Here is a 17,304-nt window from a genome sequence, read left to right as displayed (position 1 = left end):
CCGTCTTTCATGTATTACCTATTGCTTTTGTGGGAAATTTCGCGCAGGATCAGAGGCGTGAAGAGCCTTCTGGTGGCCCGCCTCCACGTCGACCTCCGGCGGCAGGCGAGCGCGCTCTGTGCCGTGCGGTGACCTCCGGGTCCCCGCTCTCCTCGGACGCCCGAGCGTCCTTCCCCCAGATCTTCCCCGAAGCTCAGAGGAGTGGCCGAACCATGTCGACCCCCACCAGCGTGCTCACCGTCCGGCGCGTCGCCGGGCACATCGGCGCCGAGATCACCGGCGTCGATCTGGCCCACCCGCTCGACCCGTCCGTGGTCGAGGAGATCCGCCAGGCGCTGCTCGCGTACAAAGTCGTGTTCTTCCGCGGGCAGGAGCTCGACCACGCCGCGCAGATCGCCTTCGCCCGCCAGTTCGGCGAGCTGACCCACGCCCACCCGCACGAGGACGCGCCGCCCGAGGAGTTCCCGCAGATCCTGACCATCGACCCCCGCCGGTACGAGAAGCGTTACGGCGTCAACTACCGCGAGCTCTACCAGAGGAGGCGCTACTCCTACTTCTCCGGCTGGCACACCGACGTCACCGCCGCCGTCAACCCGCCCGCCGCCTCGATCCTGCGGGCCGAGACCGTGCCGGAGTTCGGCGGCGACACGCAGTGGACGAACCTGGTGGCCGCGTACGAGGGCCTGTCCGCGCCGCTGCGCGACCTGGTGGACGGCCTGCGCGCCGAGCACCGCTTCCTGGCCGGCTACCAGGCCGCCGACGAGGACGGCAAGCTGGTCAAGCGCATCAACGACAACCTGCTGATCTCCGTGCACCCGGTGGTGCGGGTGCATCCGGAGACCGGTGAGCGGGCGTTGTTCGTCAATCCCGGCTTCACCGACCACATCGTGGGCCTGTCGGCCGTGGAGAGCCGCCGCATCCTCGACCTGCTGTACGAGCAGCTCACCCGGCCCGAGTACACCGTGCGGTTCCGCTGGCAGCCCGGCAGCGTCGCCTTCTGGGACAACCGCGCCACCGCCCACCTCGCCCCGTCCGACCTCGACCACCTCGACGTGCCGCGCAGGCTGCACCGGGTCACGCTGATCGGCGACCGTCCCGTCGGACCCGACGGGTTCGTCTCCGAGATCGTGGCCGGAAGGGAGTTCAGGGCGCAGTCACTCGTGGTCGCCTGACGGCGGCGGCCACCTCCGCGAGCGGGACCCGCTCGCGGCACCGGACGCGCGGGCGGGGGCTGGGGGGTGCCCGCCCGCGGCGTCGGTCCCTACTTCCGGACGGGGGCGCGCGACCCGCTCAGCCGGCGGCCGAGCCGCTGGGCCGGGGCCTCGATGACGTGGTACGTCACCAGGCACAGCGGGATCAGGACCAGGTAGTACAGCACCAGGTTCGGCAGCAGGCGCAGCAGCAGGGGATGCAGCAGGTAGACGGAGAAGCTGATCACGCCGAGCCGGGTCAGCACGCGCGGGAACGCCCTGTGGCGCATCGCCAGCCCCACCCCGAACACGGCGAACGCGAGCACGAGCGCGGGCGCCCATCCCGGGTCGTCCTTGGCGGGGACGCCGCAGGCCACCACCGCCAGGCAGGCGAGCCCGGCGGTCCGCCAGGAGATCACGCCCTGCTCGGCGCGGTGCACCGCGGTCCCGGCGAACATGGCGGCCAGGATGATCACGCCCTGCCAGGTGCCGGCCCGGCTGCCCAGGACCACCAGCGCCAGCCCGAGCAGCCCGCCCGCCGCGGCGGCCGCCGTACGGGCCCGGCCGTCCCCGAGGACGGTGACCGCGATCGCCGCCACGACCGCGAGGGCGAGCAGCGCGGCGGTCAGGTCGGCCCCGCCGTTGATCGACGCGCCCGGCAGCAGCAGCCCCGCCGGCACGGCCAGCGCCGCCAGGGCGACGGCGATCCCCGCCGACCTGCGGGACTGGCCGGTCGCGAACAGCGCCACGCTGATCAGGTAGAAGGCCATCTCGTACGACAGCGTCCAGGTCACGCCGATGACGGGCGGCAGGTTGAGCAGCTCCTGCAACATCGTCAGGTTGCCGAGCGCGACCAGGGGCGCGGGACGTTCGCCGAGGCCCGGATCCAGCGGGAACAGGCCCGCGAGGGCGAGCAGGAACGCCAGGCCGAGGGCGGCGAGCAGCAGCGGCAGCAGGCGGAAGGCCCGCCCGGTCCAGAAGGCGCGCAGGTCGCCGCGCCGTTCCAGGGAGGCCGGGATGATGTAGCCGCTGACCAGGAAGAAGACGAAGACGCCCCACGTGCCGAGGTCGATCCTGCGGTCCACGACCGCCCACGCGGCGGGGACGAACGACCAGCCCGCGTGGTGCGCGGTGACGGCCAGCGCGGCGGGCCCCCGCAGGGCGTCCAGCCAGGCCAGCCGGGCGGAGGCGGGGGACATCTGTCGGATTCTAGGCCATTTGCGACAGAACCCTCCGTGATCGCCGCCGCGCTCAGCGGGACGGCGAACGCCGCAGGCGCAGGCCGATCACCACGACGGCGACGCCCACCAGCAGGACCACCGGCCCGATGACCGCCCAGGTGGTGTCGCCGGTCATCACGCTGCCGCCCACCACGCCCAGTCCCTGGAGCGCCCAGAGCCCACCGACCAGGGCCAGCAGTACGCCGACGACGATGAGGATCCAAGAGGTCATCGTTCTTCCCGTCTCTCGTCCCGCCGCTCTCGTTCCGCCGCGGGGGCTCCGTGTGCGTGTTGATCGCGTGGCTCCCGCAGAGTAGCCGAGCCTTTGTCACGATATGCGGATTTTTCTGGTCACCTCTTGGCGGCGGCTTCCCGCCGTCCTAGTGTTCAGTGCAATGCCACACATTACTGAGCCCTATGGAAGGAGTGATCATCCGTGCGTGACGGCAGGCCCCCGAAACTGTCCGAGATCCCCGCTTTCGCCGCGTACATGAACACCGGCTGGGGCGCCGCCGACCGCACGCCGCGCGTCGTGCCCGGCGCGGCCGAGGCCGCCGCAGCCCACCGGGCCCGGCTGGCCGAGACGCTGCCCGGCCGGACCGTCGTGCTGGCCGCGGGGCAGGCCCCGATCCGCAGCAACGACATGGCCTACGACTTCCGCGCCGGCAGCGACTTCGTCTGGCTGACCGGCTGCCAGATCGAGAACGCCGTCGTCGTGCTGGAGGGCGCCGAGGCCACCCTCTACGTGCCGCCGCCCGCCGGCCCCGGCGACCCGGCGTTCTTCACCGACTCCAGGTACGGCGAGCTGTGGGTGGGCGCCGTCCCCGGCCTGGACGACTGGGCGAAGGCACTGGGCGTGCGGGTCCGGCCGCTGGCCGAACTGACCACGGAGGTGACCGAGGACCAGGAGGCCGCCCGGGTCCTGGCCGAGCTGCGCATGTACAAGGACGACTGGGAGGTCGGGCAGCTGCGCGAGGCGGTGGACCGCACCGTCGAGGGGTTCGCCGCCGTCGTCCGCGAGATCCCCGCCGCCGTGGCCGGGCGCGGCGAGCGGTGGCTCCAGGGCACCTTCGACCGGTACGCCCGCGCCTACGGCAACGGCCCCGGCTACCCCTCCATCGTCGGCGGCGGCCCGCACGCGCCCACCCTGCACTGGGTGCGCTGCGACGGCCCGGTGACCCCCGGCGAGCTGCTCCTGCTCGACCTCGGCGTCGAGGCGGAGAGCTGCTACACCGCCGACGTCACCCGCACCTTCCCCGTCTCCGGCCGCTTCACCCCGGCGCAACGGCAGGTGCACGACCTGGTCGAACGGGCCCACCGGGCCGCGCTCGCCGCGGTCGCCCCCGGCCGCCGCTTCAGCGACTTCCACCACGCCGCCATGGAGGTGGTCGCGCACGGCCTGGCCGACTGGGGCCTGCTGCCGGTCTCGGTGGACGAGGCGCTGTCCGACGCCGGCCAGCACCACCGCCGCTACCTGGTCTGCGGCGTCGGCCACCACCTCGGCCTGGACGTGCACGACTGCGGCCGGGCGAGCCAGGAGTCCTACCAGGACGCCGTCATGGCCCCCGGCATGGCGCTCACGGTGGAGCCCGGCCTGTACTTCCATCCGCACGACCTCACCGTCCCGCCGGAGCTGCGCGGGATCGGCGTCCGGATCGAGGACGACCTGGTGGTCACCGAGCAGGGCGCCGACGTGTTGTCGGCCGCGCTGCCTCTCGACGCCGACGGGCTGGAGAAGTGGATGGCCGCCGGGTAGGTAGTGGCTGTGACATTGCACCGCATAATCTCTCGAATATCCCCATGTGAGGAGACCTCAGCATGACCACCTCCGCCACGCCGTGGCGCGGCATCCACGTCGCGACGGCCCTGCCCTTCGCCGACGACCTCTCCGTGGACTACGACGGGTTCGCCGAGCACGTGCGATTCCTGGCCGAAGGCGGCTGTGACGGTGTGACGCCCAACGGCTCGCTGGGCGAGTACCAGACGCTCACGCCGGAGGAGCGGGCCCGCGTCGTCGAGACGGCCGTCCAGGCCGCGCCGGACGGGTTCGGCGTCATGCCGGGCGTGGCCGCGTACGGCGCCATGGAGGCCCGCCGCTGGGCCGAGCAGGCGGCCGAGGCGGGGGCCACGTCCGTGCTGCTGCTGCCGCCGAACGCCTACCGGGCCCCGCGCGAGGCCGTCGTCGCCCACTACCGGGAGGTCGCCAAGGCCGGGCTGCCGGTCGTGGCCTACAACAACCCGTTCGACACCAAGGTCGACCTGACCCCCGCCCTGCTGGCCGAGCTGTACCACGAGGGCCTGATCGTCGGCGTCAAGGAGTTCACCGGCGACGTGCGCAGGGCGTACGAGATCGCCGAGCTGGCGCCGGAGCTGGACCTGCTCATCGGGGCCGACGACGTGCTGCTGGAGCTGGGCCTGGCCGGGGCCGTCGGCTGGATCGCCGGGTACCCGAACATGATCCCGGAGTCCACGACCCGCCTGTACCGGCTGGCCACCTCGGGCGACCCGGCCGACCTGCCCGAGGCGCTGCGCGTCTACCGCGACCTGCACCCGCTGCTGCGCTGGGACTCCAAGCCCGAGTTCGTGCAGTCGATCAAGCTGTCCATGGACCTGGCCGGGCGCAGGGGCGGCGCCTGCCGTCCGCCGCGCCTGCCGCTCGCGCCCGAGCTGGTCGCCCGCATCACCGCCGACACCGAGGCCGTCCTGGAGAAGGGCTACAAGTGAGATCACGTCGCACCTTCCACGCCGTCGACTCCCACACCGAGGGCATGCCCACCCGCGTGATCGTCGGCGGCGTCGGCACCCTCCCGGGGGCGACCATGGCCGAGCGCCGGCTGTGGTTCATGGAGAACAGCGACGACGTGCGCACGCTGCTCATGTACGAGCCGCGCGGCCACGCCGCGATGAGCGGGGCGATCCTCCAGCCGCCCACCCGGCCCGACGCCGACTACGGCGTGCTGTTCATCGAGGTCTCCGGGCTGCTGCCGATGTGCGGCCACGGCACGATCGGCGTGGCGACCGTCCTGGTGGAGACCGGGATGGTGCCCGTGGTCGAGCCGGTCACCACGATCCGGCTCGACACGCCGGCCGGGCTCGTGGTGGCGTCCGTGGCGGTCGAGGACGGCGCGGCGACCTCGGTGACCATCCAGAACGTGCCCTCCTTCGCGTACGCGCTGGACCGCAAGGTCGAGGTGCCCGGCTTCGGGGAGATCGGCTACGACCTGGCCTTCGGCGGCAACTTCTACGCCTTCGTCGAGCTGGCCGAGCTGGGGCTGCCCTTCGACCGGGCCCGCGCCGGCGACCTGCTGTCGGCCGGGCTCGCGATCATGGACGCCGTCAACGAGCACGACCGCCCGGTCCACCCCGAGCGGCCCGACATCAACGGCTGCCACCACGTCTACCTGGCCGCTCCCGGCTCGACGGCGCAACTGTCCAGGCACGCCATGGCCATCCACCCCGGCTGGTTCGACCGCTCGCCGTGCGGCACCGGCACCAGCGCCCGCATGGCCCAGTTCCACGCCAGGGGCGAGCTGGCACTCGGCGACGACTTCGTCAACGAGTCGTTCATCGGGACCCGCTTCACCGGACGGCTGCTCGGCGAGACCACGGTCGGCCCGCTGCCCGCCGTGCTGCCCTCGATCACCGGCCGCGCCTGGGTCACCGGCACCTCGCAGTTCCACCTCGACCCGACCGATCCCTTCCCGGCGGGGTTCCTGCTGTGAGCCGTCCCGCCCAGGCACCCGGCCCGCGGGCGGGCGGCGCGAAGGGCACGCCGTGAGCGCCGACCTCGTCGTGGTCGGCGCCGGCGTGGTGGGCGCGGCCGGCGCGTACTTCGCCGCGCTGGCCGGGCTGCGCGTGGTGGTCGTCGAGCGCGGAGCCATCGCCGGGGGCACCTCCAGCGCGGGCGAGGGCAACCTGCTCGTGTCCGACAAGGAGGCCGGGCCCGAGCTCGACCTCGCGCTCTACTCCCAGCGGGTGTGGCGCGAGGACCTGGCCGAGCACGCCGGGCTGTGGGAGTTCGAGGCCAAGGGCGGGCTGGTCGTCGCGGCGTCCGGGCCCGGTCTGGCCTCGCTGCGCGAGCTGGGCGAGCACCAGCGCCGCCACGGCGTCGAGGTGCGCGACGTGGCGGAGGAGGAGCTGCGCGACTATGAGCCGCACCTCGCGCCCGGACTCGCCGGAGCCGCCTTCTACCCCCAGGACGCGCAGGTCCAGCCCATGCTGGTGGTCGCCCACCTGCTGCGCCTGGCCCGCGCGCACGGCGCCGAGGTGCGCACCCGCACCGGCGTCATCGGCTTCCTGCGCGACGGGAGCCGCGTGACCGGCGTGCGCACCACGGCCGGCGACCTGCCCGCGGGGGCGGTGCTCAACGCGACCGGCACGTGGGCCGGTGACGTCGCCGCCCTGGCCGGGGTGCACGTGCCCGTCCTGCCCCGGCGTGGGTTCGTGCTGGTCACCCAGCCCATGCCGCCCCGGACGATCCGCCACAAGGTCTACGCCGCCGAGTACGTCGGGGACGTGGCCAGCTCCGACGCCGCCCTGCAGACCTCGCCCGTCGTGGAGGGCACCGGCAGCGGCACGATCCTCATCGGCGCCTCCCGGGAGCGCGTCGGCTTCGACCGCACGTTCTCCCCGCAAGCGGCCGGCGCGCTGGCGGCCAAGGCGATCGCGCTGTTCCCGATGCTGCGGGACGTCCGGGCCATGCGCACGTACCTGGGCTTCCGGCCGTACTGCCCGGACCATCTGCCGGTGATCGGGCCCGACCCGCGCGCGCCCGGGCTGTGGCACGCCTGCGGGCACGAGGGCGCCGGCATCGGACTGTCCGCGGGCACCGGCAAGCTCGTCGCCCAGGCGCTCACCGGCCGCACCCCGGACCTCGACCTCAAGCCGTTCGCCCCCGACCGCTTTCCCACCCCCGACCACATTCCCGGCACCGAGTTTCCCGGCACCGGGTCCGCCGCGACCGGGGAGGGGCCCCGATGACCCACCAGATGACCTTCCGCGGCGCGAGCGTCCCCGCCGAGCCCGGCCAGAGCGTCGGGGCCGCCCTGGTCGCGGCCGGCATCCTCGACTGGCGCACCACCCGCGAGGCCGGCCGGCCGCGCGGCCTGTTCTGCGGCATCGGCATCTGCTTCGACTGCCTCATCACCGTCGACGGTGTCCCCGACCTGCGCGCCTGCCTGGTCCCGGCGCGCGACGGCATGCGCCTCGGCGACGAGGCCCCCGCAGACGGCGAGCCGGGAGGTCCACATGCGTGAGACGCACGACGTCGCCGTGGTCGGCGCGGGCCCGGCGGGGCTGGCCGCCGCCGTCGAGGCCGCCGAGGCCGGGCTGGACGTGGCCCTCGTGGACGGCGCCCGCCAGCCGGGCGGCCAGTTCTGGCGGCACTACGACGAACGCCACGCCCGCCCCGAGGACGCCGCCGGGCACCACGACTGGCCGGTCTTCACCCGGCTGCGCGACCGGCTGCGCGCCCTGACCGCCGCCGGACGGGTCCGCTACCTGCCCGGCCACCAGGTCTGGCTGGCGACCCGCGACGGCGCGGGCACGTTCACGCTGCGCACCACGCCCACAGTCCCCGAGGAGGGGGCCGCCGGCACGACGGTGACCGCCCGCGCGCTGATCCTGTGCCCCGGCGGCTACGACAGGCAGCTGCCCGTCCCCGGCTGGGACCTGCCCGGCGTGATGGCCGCCGGGGGAGTGCAGGCCCTGCTCAAGGGGCAGCGCACGCTCGCGGGCCGCCGCGCGGTCGTCGCCGGGACCGGGCCGTTCCTGCTGCCGGTCGCCACCGGCCTGGCCGCGGCCGGGGCGCGGGTGGCGGCGGTCGCCGAGGCCAACGCCACGCTCGGCTGGCTGCGCGACCTGCGCGGCGCCGCGTCCGTGCCGGCCAAGGGGCTGGAGGCGCTGCAGTACGCCGCGCTGATGGCCCGTCACCGCGTCCCGTACCGCACCGGGACCGTGGTCACCGAGATCCTGGGGGAGAACCGGGTCGAGGCGGTCCGGCTCGCGCGGCTCGGCCGCGACGGCCGCCCGGCCGGGCCGGCCCGCGAGATCCCCGCCGACCTCGTCGCGCTCGGCTGGGGCTTCACGCCGTCCCTCGAACTGCCGCTCATGCTCGGCGCGGACACCAGGAAGGACGTCGACGGCTCGCTCGTCGTGACCGTGGACGCCTTCCAGCGCACCGGCGTCCCCGGCCTGTACGTCGCGGGCGAGGCGACCGGCGTCGGCGGCGCCGTGCTGGCCCGGCAGGAGGGCCGGCTGAGCGCCCTGGCCCTGGTCCGTACGCTGGGCCGCCGGGCCGACCCGGCGCTCATGGGCCGGTTGCGCCGGTCGATCGCCCGCGGGCGGCGCTTCGCCGCGGCCATGCACCGGACCTACCCCGTGCCGCGCGCCTGGACGTCCTGGCTGCGGGACGAGACGCTGGTCTGCCGCTGCGAGGAGGTCTCCTACGGCGACCTCCGCCGCGCCCACGACGACCTGGGCGCCGACGACCCGCGCACGCTGAAGATGCTGGCCAGGCCGGGCATGGGCTGGTGCCAGGGACGGGTGTGCGGGTTCGCCACCGCCGGCGTCGCGGCCTGCCTGAGCCGCCGCGAGAGCACGGCCGGCGACCTGCGCCCGCTGTCCACCCGGAGCCTGGCGGCCCCGGTGTCCCTGGGCGAGCTGGCCGCGCTCGCCGACGAAACCCCTGACGAGAACGACGAAAGAGGACGAGACCGTGAGTGACGTGCTGAGCGTCGACCCGCGTACCGGACAGGCCCGCGAGCGCGTCGCGGCGGAGTCGACGCCGCAGGACGTGGACCGCGCCGTGCGCGCCGCTGCCGCCGCCGCCCCCGCGCTGGCCGACCGGTCCGTACGCGCCGACCTGCTGCGTACCGCAGCCGCGCTGCTGGAGGAGGGCGGCGAGGAGATCATCGCGACCGCCGACGCGGAGACGGCGCTCGGCCGGGTCCGCCTCACCGGCGAGCTGGCCCGCACCTGCTACCAGCTGCGGGCCTTCGCCGACGTGGCCGAGTCGGGCGCCTTCCTGGACGTGATCATCGACCACGCCGACCCGGCCGCCCGCCCGGCCCCCGCCCCGACCTGCGGCGCTACAAGGTGCCGCTGGGCGTGGTCGCGGTGTTCGCGGCGAGCAACTTCCCGCTGGCCTTCAGCGTGCCGGGCGGCGACACCGCCAGCGCGCTGGCCGCCGGCTGCCCGGTCGTCGTCAAGGCGCATCCGGACCATCCGGCGACCAGCGTCCTGACCGCCCGCGCGCTGCGCGCCGCCGCGGCGAAGGCCGGTCTGCCGGCCGACGTCGTGGGCCTGGTCCACGGCTTCGCGGCGGGCCCGGAGCTGGTCCGGCACCCGCTGACCGCCGCCGTCGGCTTCACCGGCTCGGTACGCGGCGGGCGGGCGCTGCACGACCTGGCCGCCGCGCGTCCGCGGCCGATCCCGTTCCACGGCGAGCTGGGCAGCCTCAACCCGGTCGTGGTGACCGAGCGGGCCGCCGCGACCAGGGCGGCCGAGATCGGCGCCGGCCTGGCCGCCTCCTACACCCAGGGCCTCGGCCAGTTCTGCGTCAAGCCGGGCCTGGTCCTGCTGCCCGCCGGCCCGGCGGGCGACGCGGTGCTCGACGCCGTGGTCACGGCCACGGTGCCCGCCGGACCGCTGCTCGACCCGCGCATGCGGGCGGCCTTCCTGGACGGCGTGCGCTCCCGCGCCCAGCTGCCCGGCGTCACGCAGGCGCTGGCCGCGGGCGAGGACGACGCCGCGCCGCTGGCCGTCCGGCCGGGCGTGCTGACCGTGGCGGCCGAGCGGCTCGCGGACGGGGACGTCCACGCCGAGCTGCTGGAGGAGTGCTTCGGACCGGTCACCGTGGTGGCCCGGTACGGCTCGGAGTCCGAGCGGGACGCCGTGCTCGGCGCGCTGCCCGGCAACCTCACCGCGACCGCGCACCTGGGGGCCGACGAGCGCGAGGGCGCGGCGGCCGGCCTGGTGGCCAGGCTCGCCGGGCTGGCCGGGCGGGTCGTCGTGGACGGCTGGCCCACGGGCGTGTCGGTCGCGCCCGCGATGCAGCACGGCGGGCCGTACCCGGCCTCGACCAGCACCTCGACCTCGGTCGGCGGCACCGCGATCGAGCGCTGGCTGCGCCCGGTGTGCTTCCAGGACACCCCCGACCCCCTCCTGCCGCCGGAGCTGCGCGAGGCCAACCCGCTCGGCGTCCCCCGGACGGTGGACGGAGTCGCCTGACCTTTTATCTACACTTGTAGACGATCTGGGGCTATATTGCTCGTGTGTCCACCACCGATGCCACGGTCGTGGCCGTCACCGGCGAGGTCCCCGCGGCCTCGCTGGGCGCGGTCCTGCCGCACGAGCACCTGCTGAGCGACTTCGCCCCGCCCGACGACACGCCCGAGTCCTGGGCGCGCACCGGCCGTACCCGTCCCACGGCGGCCGGCGCCCTGTGGCTCTACCGCGCGCCGCTGACGATGGACCTGCTCGGCGAGGTCGGCATGGGCGCCGTCAACCGGGACGACCTGCTGCTCGGCGACGCGGGCCTGGCCGCCGCCGAGCTGGCCGCGTTCCGGGAGGCCGGTGGCGGCACGGTGGTGGACCTCACGACCGACGCGCTCGGCCGCGACCCGGCCGGGCTGCGCAGGCTCGCCGAGGAGACGGGCGTGACCGTCGTCATGGGCTGCGGCCGGGCCGCCGCCGGGCCGGCCGAGGAGCTGACCGAGGAGCTGGTCCGCGACCTCACCGAGGGAGTGGACGGCGTGCGGGCCGGCATCATCGGCGAGCTGGCCGCGCTCGACCCCGGCGTGCCCGCCGAGCGCGCGCTCCTGGTCGCCGCGGCCCGCGCGGCGGCGGCCACCGGCGCCGCCGTCTCGCTGGCCCGCAACGAGGACGCGGCCGTCCAGCAGCGCGTGCTCGACCTGCTCGCCGAGGAGGGGGCGGACCTCGCGCGGGTGGCCGTCGGGCACTGCGACGCGCTCTCCCCGCGGCCCGACGACCTCGAACCGCTGCTCGAACGCGGCGTCTTCGTGCAGTTCGACCGGCTCGGCAGGCTGCCCACCGCGCTCAGCGTCTCCGACGACCAGGACGTCGCCGCGGCCGTGCTCGAACTCGCCCGCCGCGGCCACGCCGGACGCCTCCTGCTCTCGCAGGGCGTACGGGCCAAGTCGCAGCTCCTCGCCTACGGCGGCGGCGGTTACGCCTTCGTCCTGCGGCAGTTCGTGCCGTACCTGAGGATGCTCGGCGCCGACGACCAGCTGATCGAGACCGTCACCGTGCGCAACCCGCGGCGGCTGCTCACGCTCCGGACCGAGGAGGCGGGCTCGTGAGCCGCTACCCCTTCCCCATCCCCGACCTGGCCGGGCAGGCGCTCACCGTCGCCGGCCCGGTGGACCCGGCGCTGCTCGGGCAGACGTCCATGCACGAGCACATCTTCATCGACCTGCGCAGGCCCGCCCGGTCCCGCCGGCCCGGCGAGGACGCCCCGGCGGCGGCCGAGCCGCTCACCCTGGCCAACCTCGCCCGTACCCGCCACGGCGGGCCGAACGCCGACAACGACCTGCTGGGCGACTTCGACGAGATGCTCGCCGAGACCCTCGCCTTCGCCCACGGCGGCGGGCGCACCATGGTCGAGGTCTCGCCCATCGGCCTCGGCCGCGACCCCGAGGCGCTGCTGCGGCTGTCCCGGGCCAGCGGGATGCACATCGTCATGGGCGGCGGCTGGTACACCCCGGCCTTCCATCCGGCCGACATGGACGAGCGCACCGTCGACGAGCTGGCCGACGTCATCGTGCGCGACGTCGTGCTCGGGGCCGACGGCACCGGGGTGCGCACGGGCATCATCGGCGAGGTCGGCGCGGAGTCGGTGCCGCTGACCGGCGGCGAGCTCAAGAGCGTACGGGCCGCCGGGCGGGCTGCCCGCGTCACCGGCGCGCCGGTCACCTTCCACGTCGGTGGCGTCGGCGAGGAGAAGTTCCGGGTGCTCGACATCCTCCAGGAGGAGGGCGTCGCGCCCGGCAACGTCGTCCTGGGCCACTGCATGGACGTCCTGTCCGGGCCCGAGTTCGCCGAGCGGCTGCTGGCCCGCGGCGTCTTCGTCGAGTTCGACTTCCTGGCCGCGCCGGGCAGCCCGTGGGGGCACCTCGTCCTGGGCAGCGACCACAAGGTCCTGCGCGGCATCGCCGACCTGGTCGAACGGGGCTACGCGGGCCAGATCGTGCTCGGCCACGACGTGTGCCAGAAGATCCAGCTCAAGAGGTACGGCGGCAAGGGCTACGACTACATCCCGCGGCACTTCCTGCCCGCCCTGCGCCGCCTCGGCGTCAGCCCCGAGGCCATCCACATGATCATGGTCGAGAACCCGGCACGGGCGCTCGCCTTCGCAGAACCGCAGTGACCAGGAGAACCATGCCCCCCACCCCTGTGCCCCCCACTCCTGTGCCGTTCGACCCGGCGCTGGCCTTGGTCCTGGACGGCATGCCCCGGCCGGACGGCCCCGCCCCCACCCTTGAGACCATCCCCCTGATGCGCGCCGCCGGCGCGGCCATGCCCATGCCGCCGGTCGCCGAGGTGATCGGCGGCCGCGAGATCGACGCCGAGGAGCTGCTCGTCCCCGGCCCGGCCGGCGCGCCGGACCTGGAGGTCACGGTGCTGCGCCCGCGCCGCCTGCGGGCCCCGGTCCCCGGGCTGTACAACATCCACGGCGGCGGCATGATCAGCGGCCACCGGACCATGGACACGCCGCGTCTGGTCGCGCTCGTCGAGGAGCTGGGCGTCGTCGCCGTCAACGTCGAGTACCGCCTGGCCCCCGAGCACCCCCACCCGGCGCCGGTCGAGGACTGCTACGCCGGGCTGGCCTGGATGTCGCGGCACGCCGCCGAGCTCGGCGTGGACCCCGGGCGCGTGGTGGTCATGGGCGGCAGCGCCGGCGGCGGCCTGGCGGCCGGGGTCGCCCTGCTGGCCCGCGACCGCGGCGGCCCGCGCCTGGCCGGGCAGCTCCTGCTGTGCCCGATGCTGGACGACCTCAACACCACCGTCTCCAGCCACCAGTACGACGGCCGCGGCACCTGGCCGCGCGCCCTGAACCTGCTGGGCTGGCGGGCCCTGCTCGGCGAGCGGGCCGGCGACCCGGACGCCGACGTGCCCGGTCACGCGGCCCCGGCACGGGCGGCCGACCTGTCGGGGCTGCCGCCCGCGTTCATCGAGGCGGGGGCCGCCGAGCTGTTCCGCGACGAGGACGTCGCGTACGCCACGCGGATCTGGGCGGCCGGCGGGCAGGCCGAGCTGCACATCTGGAACGGCGCCTTCCACGGGTTCGACATCTTCGCGCCGGACCACGAGATCACCCGCGCCGCCCTCGCCACCCGCCTCTCCTGGCTCCACCGCACCCTGACCCCCTGACCCCACCACCCCCACCCACCGGCCACCCGCGTCATGCGGCGGAGGGGTCAGATGGCCAGGATGCGTTGTAGCCAGGAGTGTTTGGTTTCCAGGGCGGCGCGGGAGACGCGGGCGCCGGGGGTGCCCGCGAAGCCGTGGTGGCCCCCGGCCCACACGTGCAGTTCGGCCTGCCCGCCGGTCGCCCAGATGCGGCCGGCGAACTCGACCGCCTCGTCCCGGAACACCTCGGCCGCACCGACCTCGATGAAGACCGGCGGCAGCCCCGACAGGTCGGCCGCCCGCGCCGGGACCTCGTGCGGCAGCACGTCCGGGCCGCCCCGACGGTCGCCGAGCAGGGCGGTCCAGGCGGTGTCGTTGTTGTTGCGGTCCCAGGCGCCGATGCCGTCGTACTGGAGGCTCGACACGGTCGAGTTCCGGTCGTCGATCATGGGCGCGCCGACGTAGAGCCCGGCGGCGGCCGGGCCGTTCCGGTCGCGGGCCATGATGCCGACGGACGCGGTGAGCCCGCCCCCGCGCTGAAGCCGGACACGAGCAGCCGCCCCGGATCGAACCCCAGCTCCTCGGCGTGCCCGGCGGTCCAGACGAAGCCCGCGTAGCAGTCCTCGGCCGCCGCCGGGGCCGGGTGCTCCGGGGCGAGCCGGTACTCGACCGTCACCCCGACCATGCCGTGCTCCAGGGCCGCCTGGATCAGGCCCTCGATGCCGAAGAAGCGGGTGCCGAGGATCATGCCGCCGCCGTGGATCTCGTACACGGCGGCCGCGCCGGGCGCGGGCCCGCCCTTGGGACGTACGACCGTGAGGGTGACGTCGGGGGCGCCCTCGGGGCCGGGCACGTCCACGTCCCACCACTCGACGGGACGGCCGGCGACGATCGCCTCCATGGGCGGGATGAGATCGGCGAAGATCTCGCGGTTGCGCTGGATGGTGTCCGCGCGCAGCGGAACGCTCTCGACCGCCGCCAGGAACGCCGCGAGACCTTCCGCCAGCTCAGGGTCGTAGGGAACGGGGACGTAGCTCATCGTGCCGCCTCTCGGAGCCGAACGGACGGCTTAAAGTCTACGAGCGTAGAAGCGGTCTGTCCTGATATACACGGGTACGCGATCAGTCTGACCATGTCCCCAAGGAGAAGACCATGGTGAAGAGACTTCTCGAAGCGACCCCGTTACGCGCGGGGGTCGTCGCCGCCGTCGCACTGACCGGCACGCTGCTGACCTCCGCCCCGGCCGGCGCCGCCACGGCGGGTCTCCAGGCCGCCGCCGCCCAGACCTCCTCGGCCGTCCAGGAGGCCGCCTCCCGCCCGGCCAACGGCCGGATCGTCTACGACCGTCTCAGCGGCGGCCGCGGCATACTCAAGATCAAGAACGGCACGTCGAAGGACGGCGTCGTCACCATCGTCAAGGGCCGGACCAAGGCGGTCAGCGTCTACGTCCGCGCGCGCTCCACGGCCCGCATCCGGGACGTCCGGGACGGCACATACCGCATCTTCTTCACCACCGGCTACCGGTTCAGCACGTCGAAGGGCCGCTTCACCAGGGGCGCGACGTACCAGAAGTTCAACGACCGGCTGCGCTTCCGCACGACCTCGACGCAGTACACCATCTGGACCCTGACCCTGAACCCGATCAGGGGCGGCAACGCCCGCACCAGCCCCGTGAACCCGAAGGACTTCCCCTGATCCGGGCCTGAGCGGGCGCGCCTCCCGGTCAGTCCTTGCCGGAACCGGCGAATCCACCGAAAAAGCTGAGAACGCGGTCGACCTGGACGTACACCCGGGGCGGCAGGTGCGGCAGCACCCGGGAGTGCCGCTGGCCGAGCAGCGCGATGAACTCGACCGGCGAGAGGTCGATGTAGCGCGTCAGGTTCTCGTACCACTGGGCGCTGAGCCGGGCCGACTTCTGGTGCGGACGGATCGCCTTGCGGCGTTCGCGGTCGTAGCGGGCCAGGGCGGCCGGGAGCTCCGGCTCCTGGTTCAGCGCGTTGACCAGGAAGGCGGCGTCCCCGAAGGCAAGGGCGGTGCCCGCGCCGATGGAGTAGTGGGTGGTGTGCGCGGCGTCCCCGAGCAGGACGAGGTCGTCGTGATACCACGTGCGGTTGGTCAGCGTGCGGAAGTTCAGCCAGTACGCGCTGCCGTCGGTGTGCGCCCGTCCGATCAGCGGATGGCCGTCCAGGACGTCGGCGAAGATCTTCTCCAGCAGCGCCAGGCCGTCGGCCTCGGCGGCCTGGTCGAGGCCGAGCCCCTTCCAGGTCTCGGGAGAGCACTCGACGACGCACGTGCTGTGGTCCCCGCTGTAGACGTAGCAGTAGCACCAGATCCAGCCGTGCGGGGTCTCGGTGAAGGCGAAGGTGAAGGCGTCGAAGACCTTCGTGGTGCCGAGCCAGATGTAGTGGTTGCGGCCGACCGCGATCTCGGTGCCGAAATGGTCGGCGTGCGGCTCGCGCAGCGTGCTGTTGATGCCGTCGCCGGCCACGACCAGGTCGGCGTCGAGCTCTTCGCGGGAGGCGATCTCGCGGCCGTGCTCGACGCACACGCCCAGGGAGCGGGCGCGGTCGGCGAGGATGTCGAGCAGGCGGTGGCGGCAGATGCCGAAGCCCTCGTCCGACTCCGTGAGCGTCACCGTCGCGCGGTCCTGGACGTGGGTGACCCAGCTGTCCCAGCGGATCGAGTTCTCCCGGATGGCGTCCGCCGACTCGGGGTCGGCGGCGCGCAGGTTCTTGAGCAGGTCGTCCCAGTAGGTCACGCCCCAGCCGTAGGTGGTGCCGGCCGGGTTGCGCTCGTAGACGGTGACCTCGTGGGACGGGTCGACCCGCTTCATCAGGATCGAGAAGTACAGATTGGCGGGCCCACCGCCGACGCAGGCGACCTTCACACTAGCTCCCCTAGCGACAGAAAGTAATCAATTCAGCACAGAGAGTATCAGAGGGTCTGTGCGAGGGGAGAAGGCACGCCCGCCGGACGGTCAGGCCGCCGCCCGCGCCGTACCGCGCAGGCCGAGGGTGAGGCTGCCGGCCAGCAGCACGACGCCGGACAGCACCCCGCTGACGACCGGCACCCACGCCACCGCGGGCGTGGCGGCCAGGACGAGCCCGCCGACGCCGAGCAGCGTGAGCGCGACGCCCGGCACGGCGATGCTCCAGTCCTTCCAGATGGGCGCCAGCGCGACGAAGTGCACGCCCACCACGAACGCCACCCACGCCACGTTCCCCTCCTCGGGACGCCCGAGCGCGGCCAGCACCCGCAGCCCGCCGAACAGCAGGACCGCCTCGACCACGACCACGGCCAGGTAGCCGGGCCCGAACATGCCCCGCCGGCCGGCCGGGGCGGGACGTTCCGCGCGCACGGCACGGAACCACATCGCCAGCACGGCCGCCGCCGCCAGGCACGCGACGGCCCGCAGCAGGTTCGCGGTCACGGGGCCGAGGGGGCCGTGCGCGTTGACGACGACGAACACCGCGCCGAACACCGCGCCGACCAGCAATCCAGTCATTTTCTGCATGACGTCCATA

General features: G+C 74.2%; 18 protein-coding genes and 1 pseudogene. 14 read left to right on the top strand and 5 right to left on the bottom strand.

The window, feature by feature from the left end; translation table 11 throughout:
- Nucleotides 1–9: 9 nt before the first annotated feature.
- On the top strand, nucleotides 10–132 hold the full coding sequence (locus tag ACNF49_RS45020; RefSeq protein WP_352324370.1) for a putative leader peptide: 123 nt from the start codon (nucleotides 10–12) through the stop codon (nucleotides 130–132).
- An 80-nt stretch (nucleotides 133–212) separates the two neighbouring features.
- Nucleotides 213–1,172, top strand: a complete 960-nt coding sequence (locus tag ACNF49_RS45015) for a TauD/TfdA dioxygenase family protein (RefSeq protein WP_357979848.1) — start codon at nucleotides 213–215, stop codon at nucleotides 1,170–1,172.
- An 89-nt stretch (nucleotides 1,173–1,261) separates the two neighbouring features.
- Here the strand turns inward: ACNF49_RS45015 and ACNF49_RS45010 are convergent, their stop codons facing one another.
- Entirely contained in the window at nucleotides 1,262–2,389 is a 1,128-nt protein-coding gene (locus ACNF49_RS45010; RefSeq protein WP_482941554.1) for an acyltransferase family protein, read from the bottom strand.
- 52 nt (nucleotides 2,390–2,441) lie between these two features.
- A complete protein-coding gene (locus ACNF49_RS45005; protein WP_358006536.1) occupies nucleotides 2,442–2,642 on the bottom strand; it encodes a hypothetical protein in 201 nt (66 codons plus the stop codon).
- 204 nt (nucleotides 2,643–2,846) lie between these two features.
- Here ACNF49_RS45005 and ACNF49_RS45000 point away from each other — a divergent pair, with 204 nt between their 5' ends.
- The 11 genes from ACNF49_RS45000 (at nucleotide 2,847) to ACNF49_RS44950 (ending at nucleotide 13,801) form a co-directional block, all read left to right on the top strand.
- Complete coding sequence (locus ACNF49_RS45000; protein WP_357979854.1) at nucleotides 2,847–4,166, top strand: aminopeptidase P family protein; 1,320 nt, start codon at nucleotides 2,847–2,849, stop codon at nucleotides 4,164–4,166.
- A gap of 62 nt (nucleotides 4,167–4,228) precedes the next feature.
- Nucleotides 4,229–5,134 (top strand): dihydrodipicolinate synthase family protein, encoded by a 906-nt coding sequence (locus ACNF49_RS44995; protein WP_357979856.1) that lies wholly within the window; start codon nucleotides 4,229–4,231, stop codon nucleotides 5,132–5,134.
- A 44-nt stretch (nucleotides 5,135–5,178) separates the two neighbouring features.
- Entirely contained in the window at nucleotides 5,179–6,132 is a 954-nt protein-coding gene (locus ACNF49_RS44990) for a proline racemase family protein (protein WP_482945671.1), read from the top strand.
- 52 nt (nucleotides 6,133–6,184) lie between these two features.
- Nucleotides 6,185–7,390: an NAD(P)/FAD-dependent oxidoreductase gene (locus ACNF49_RS44985; RefSeq protein WP_482941553.1), complete on the top strand. Its 1,206-nt coding sequence runs from the start codon at nucleotides 6,185–6,187 to the stop codon at nucleotides 7,388–7,390.
- The gene (locus tag ACNF49_RS44980) at nucleotides 7,387–7,665 is read left to right on the top strand and encodes a (2Fe-2S)-binding protein (RefSeq protein WP_482941552.1); all 279 of its coding nucleotides are present in this window, start codon (nucleotides 7,387–7,389) and stop codon (nucleotides 7,663–7,665) included. Before ACNF49_RS44985 ends, ACNF49_RS44980 begins: the two co-directional genes overlap by 4 nt.
- The gene (locus ACNF49_RS44975) at nucleotides 7,658–9,133 is read left to right on the top strand and encodes an FAD/NAD(P)-dependent oxidoreductase (RefSeq protein WP_357979864.1); all 1,476 of its coding nucleotides are present in this window, start codon (nucleotides 7,658–7,660) and stop codon (nucleotides 9,131–9,133) included. The genes ACNF49_RS44980 and ACNF49_RS44975 overlap by 8 nt, the downstream gene beginning before the upstream one ends.
- On the top strand, nucleotides 9,126–9,653 hold the full coding sequence (locus ACNF49_RS44970; RefSeq protein ID WP_482941551.1) for an aldehyde dehydrogenase family protein: 528 nt from the start codon (nucleotides 9,126–9,128) through the stop codon (nucleotides 9,651–9,653). Before ACNF49_RS44975 ends, ACNF49_RS44970 begins: the two co-directional genes overlap by 8 nt.
- A complete protein-coding gene (locus tag ACNF49_RS44965; protein ID WP_482945670.1) occupies nucleotides 9,551–10,639 on the top strand; it encodes an aldehyde dehydrogenase family protein in 1,089 nt (362 codons plus the stop codon). The genes ACNF49_RS44970 and ACNF49_RS44965 overlap by 103 nt, the downstream gene beginning before the upstream one ends.
- A gap of 44 nt (nucleotides 10,640–10,683) precedes the next feature.
- Nucleotides 10,684–11,730, top strand: coding sequence for a phosphotriesterase family protein (locus ACNF49_RS44960; RefSeq protein ID WP_482941550.1), 1,047 nt, complete (start codon nucleotides 10,684–10,686; stop codon nucleotides 11,728–11,730).
- Complete coding sequence (locus tag ACNF49_RS44955; protein WP_357979872.1) at nucleotides 11,727–12,797, top strand: phosphotriesterase family protein; 1,071 nt, start codon at nucleotides 11,727–11,729, stop codon at nucleotides 12,795–12,797. Before ACNF49_RS44960 ends, ACNF49_RS44955 begins: the two co-directional genes overlap by 4 nt.
- An 11-nt stretch (nucleotides 12,798–12,808) precedes the next feature.
- Nucleotides 12,809–13,801 (top strand): alpha/beta hydrolase, encoded by a 993-nt coding sequence (locus tag ACNF49_RS44950; RefSeq protein ID WP_482941549.1) that lies wholly within the window; start codon nucleotides 12,809–12,811, stop codon nucleotides 13,799–13,801.
- A gap of 47 nt (nucleotides 13,802–13,848) precedes the next feature.
- Here ACNF49_RS44950 and ACNF49_RS44945 read toward each other — a convergent pair.
- Nucleotides 13,849–14,528 (bottom strand): annotated as a pseudogene (locus tag ACNF49_RS44945) (alpha/beta hydrolase).
- Between the two features lie 404 nt (nucleotides 14,529–14,932).
- Between ACNF49_RS44945 and ACNF49_RS44940 the strand changes: the two are divergent.
- Complete coding sequence (locus ACNF49_RS44940) at nucleotides 14,933–15,475, top strand: hypothetical protein (protein ID WP_357979881.1); 543 nt, start codon at nucleotides 14,933–14,935, stop codon at nucleotides 15,473–15,475.
- Nucleotides 15,476–15,503: 28 nt separating this feature from the next.
- Here ACNF49_RS44940 and ACNF49_RS44935 read toward each other — a convergent pair whose 3' ends face one another.
- Both ACNF49_RS44935 and ACNF49_RS44930 read right to left on the bottom strand, forming a co-directional pair.
- Complete coding sequence (locus ACNF49_RS44935) at nucleotides 15,504–16,667, bottom strand: FAD-dependent monooxygenase (protein WP_482941548.1); 1,164 nt, start codon at nucleotides 16,665–16,667, stop codon at nucleotides 15,504–15,506.
- A gap of 90 nt (nucleotides 16,668–16,757) precedes the next feature.
- Complete coding sequence (locus ACNF49_RS44930; protein ID WP_498703482.1) at nucleotides 16,758–17,294, bottom strand: hypothetical protein; 537 nt, start codon at nucleotides 17,292–17,294, stop codon at nucleotides 16,758–16,760.
- Nucleotides 17,295–17,304 lie beyond the last annotated feature (10 nt).

It is taken from the genome of Actinomadura sp. ATCC 39365 (assembly GCF_054392275.1).
Note: the sequence above shows the minus strand (reverse complement) of the source record. Positions and strands in the feature narration are given on the sequence as shown.

Excerpts from the sequence above, each read along its gene's own strand:
- ACNF49_RS45020 (WP_352324370.1), top strand. The coding sequence starts at position 10 with ATGTATTACCTATTGCTTTTGTGGGAAATTTCGCGCAGGATCAGAGGC.
- ACNF49_RS45015 (WP_357979848.1), top strand. The coding sequence starts at position 213 with ATGTCGACCCCCACCAGCGTGCTCACCGTCCGGCGCGTCGCCGGGCAC.
- ACNF49_RS45010 (WP_482941554.1), bottom strand. The coding sequence starts at position 2,389 with ATGTCCCCCGCCTCCGCCCGGCTGGCCTGGCTGGACGCCCTGCGGGGG.
- ACNF49_RS45005 (WP_358006536.1), bottom strand. The coding sequence starts at position 2,642 with ATGACCTCTTGGATCCTCATCGTCGTCGGCGTACTGCTGGCCCTGGTC.
- ACNF49_RS44995 (WP_357979856.1), top strand. The coding sequence starts at position 4,229 with ATGACCACCTCCGCCACGCCGTGGCGCGGCATCCACGTCGCGACGGCC.
- ACNF49_RS44990 (WP_482945671.1), top strand. The coding sequence starts at position 5,179 with ATGCCCACCCGCGTGATCGTCGGCGGCGTCGGCACCCTCCCGGGGGCG.
- ACNF49_RS44980 (WP_482941552.1), top strand. The coding sequence starts at position 7,387 with ATGACCCACCAGATGACCTTCCGCGGCGCGAGCGTCCCCGCCGAGCCC.
- ACNF49_RS44975 (WP_357979864.1), top strand. The coding sequence starts at position 7,658 with ATGCGTGAGACGCACGACGTCGCCGTGGTCGGCGCGGGCCCGGCGGGG.
- ACNF49_RS44950 (WP_482941549.1), top strand. The coding sequence starts at position 12,809 with ATGCCCCCCACCCCTGTGCCCCCCACTCCTGTGCCGTTCGACCCGGCG.
- ACNF49_RS44940 (WP_357979881.1), top strand. The coding sequence starts at position 14,933 with ATGGTGAAGAGACTTCTCGAAGCGACCCCGTTACGCGCGGGGGTCGTC.
- ACNF49_RS44930 (WP_498703482.1), bottom strand. The coding sequence starts at position 17,294 with ATGCAGAAAATGACTGGATTGCTGGTCGGCGCGGTGTTCGGCGCGGTG.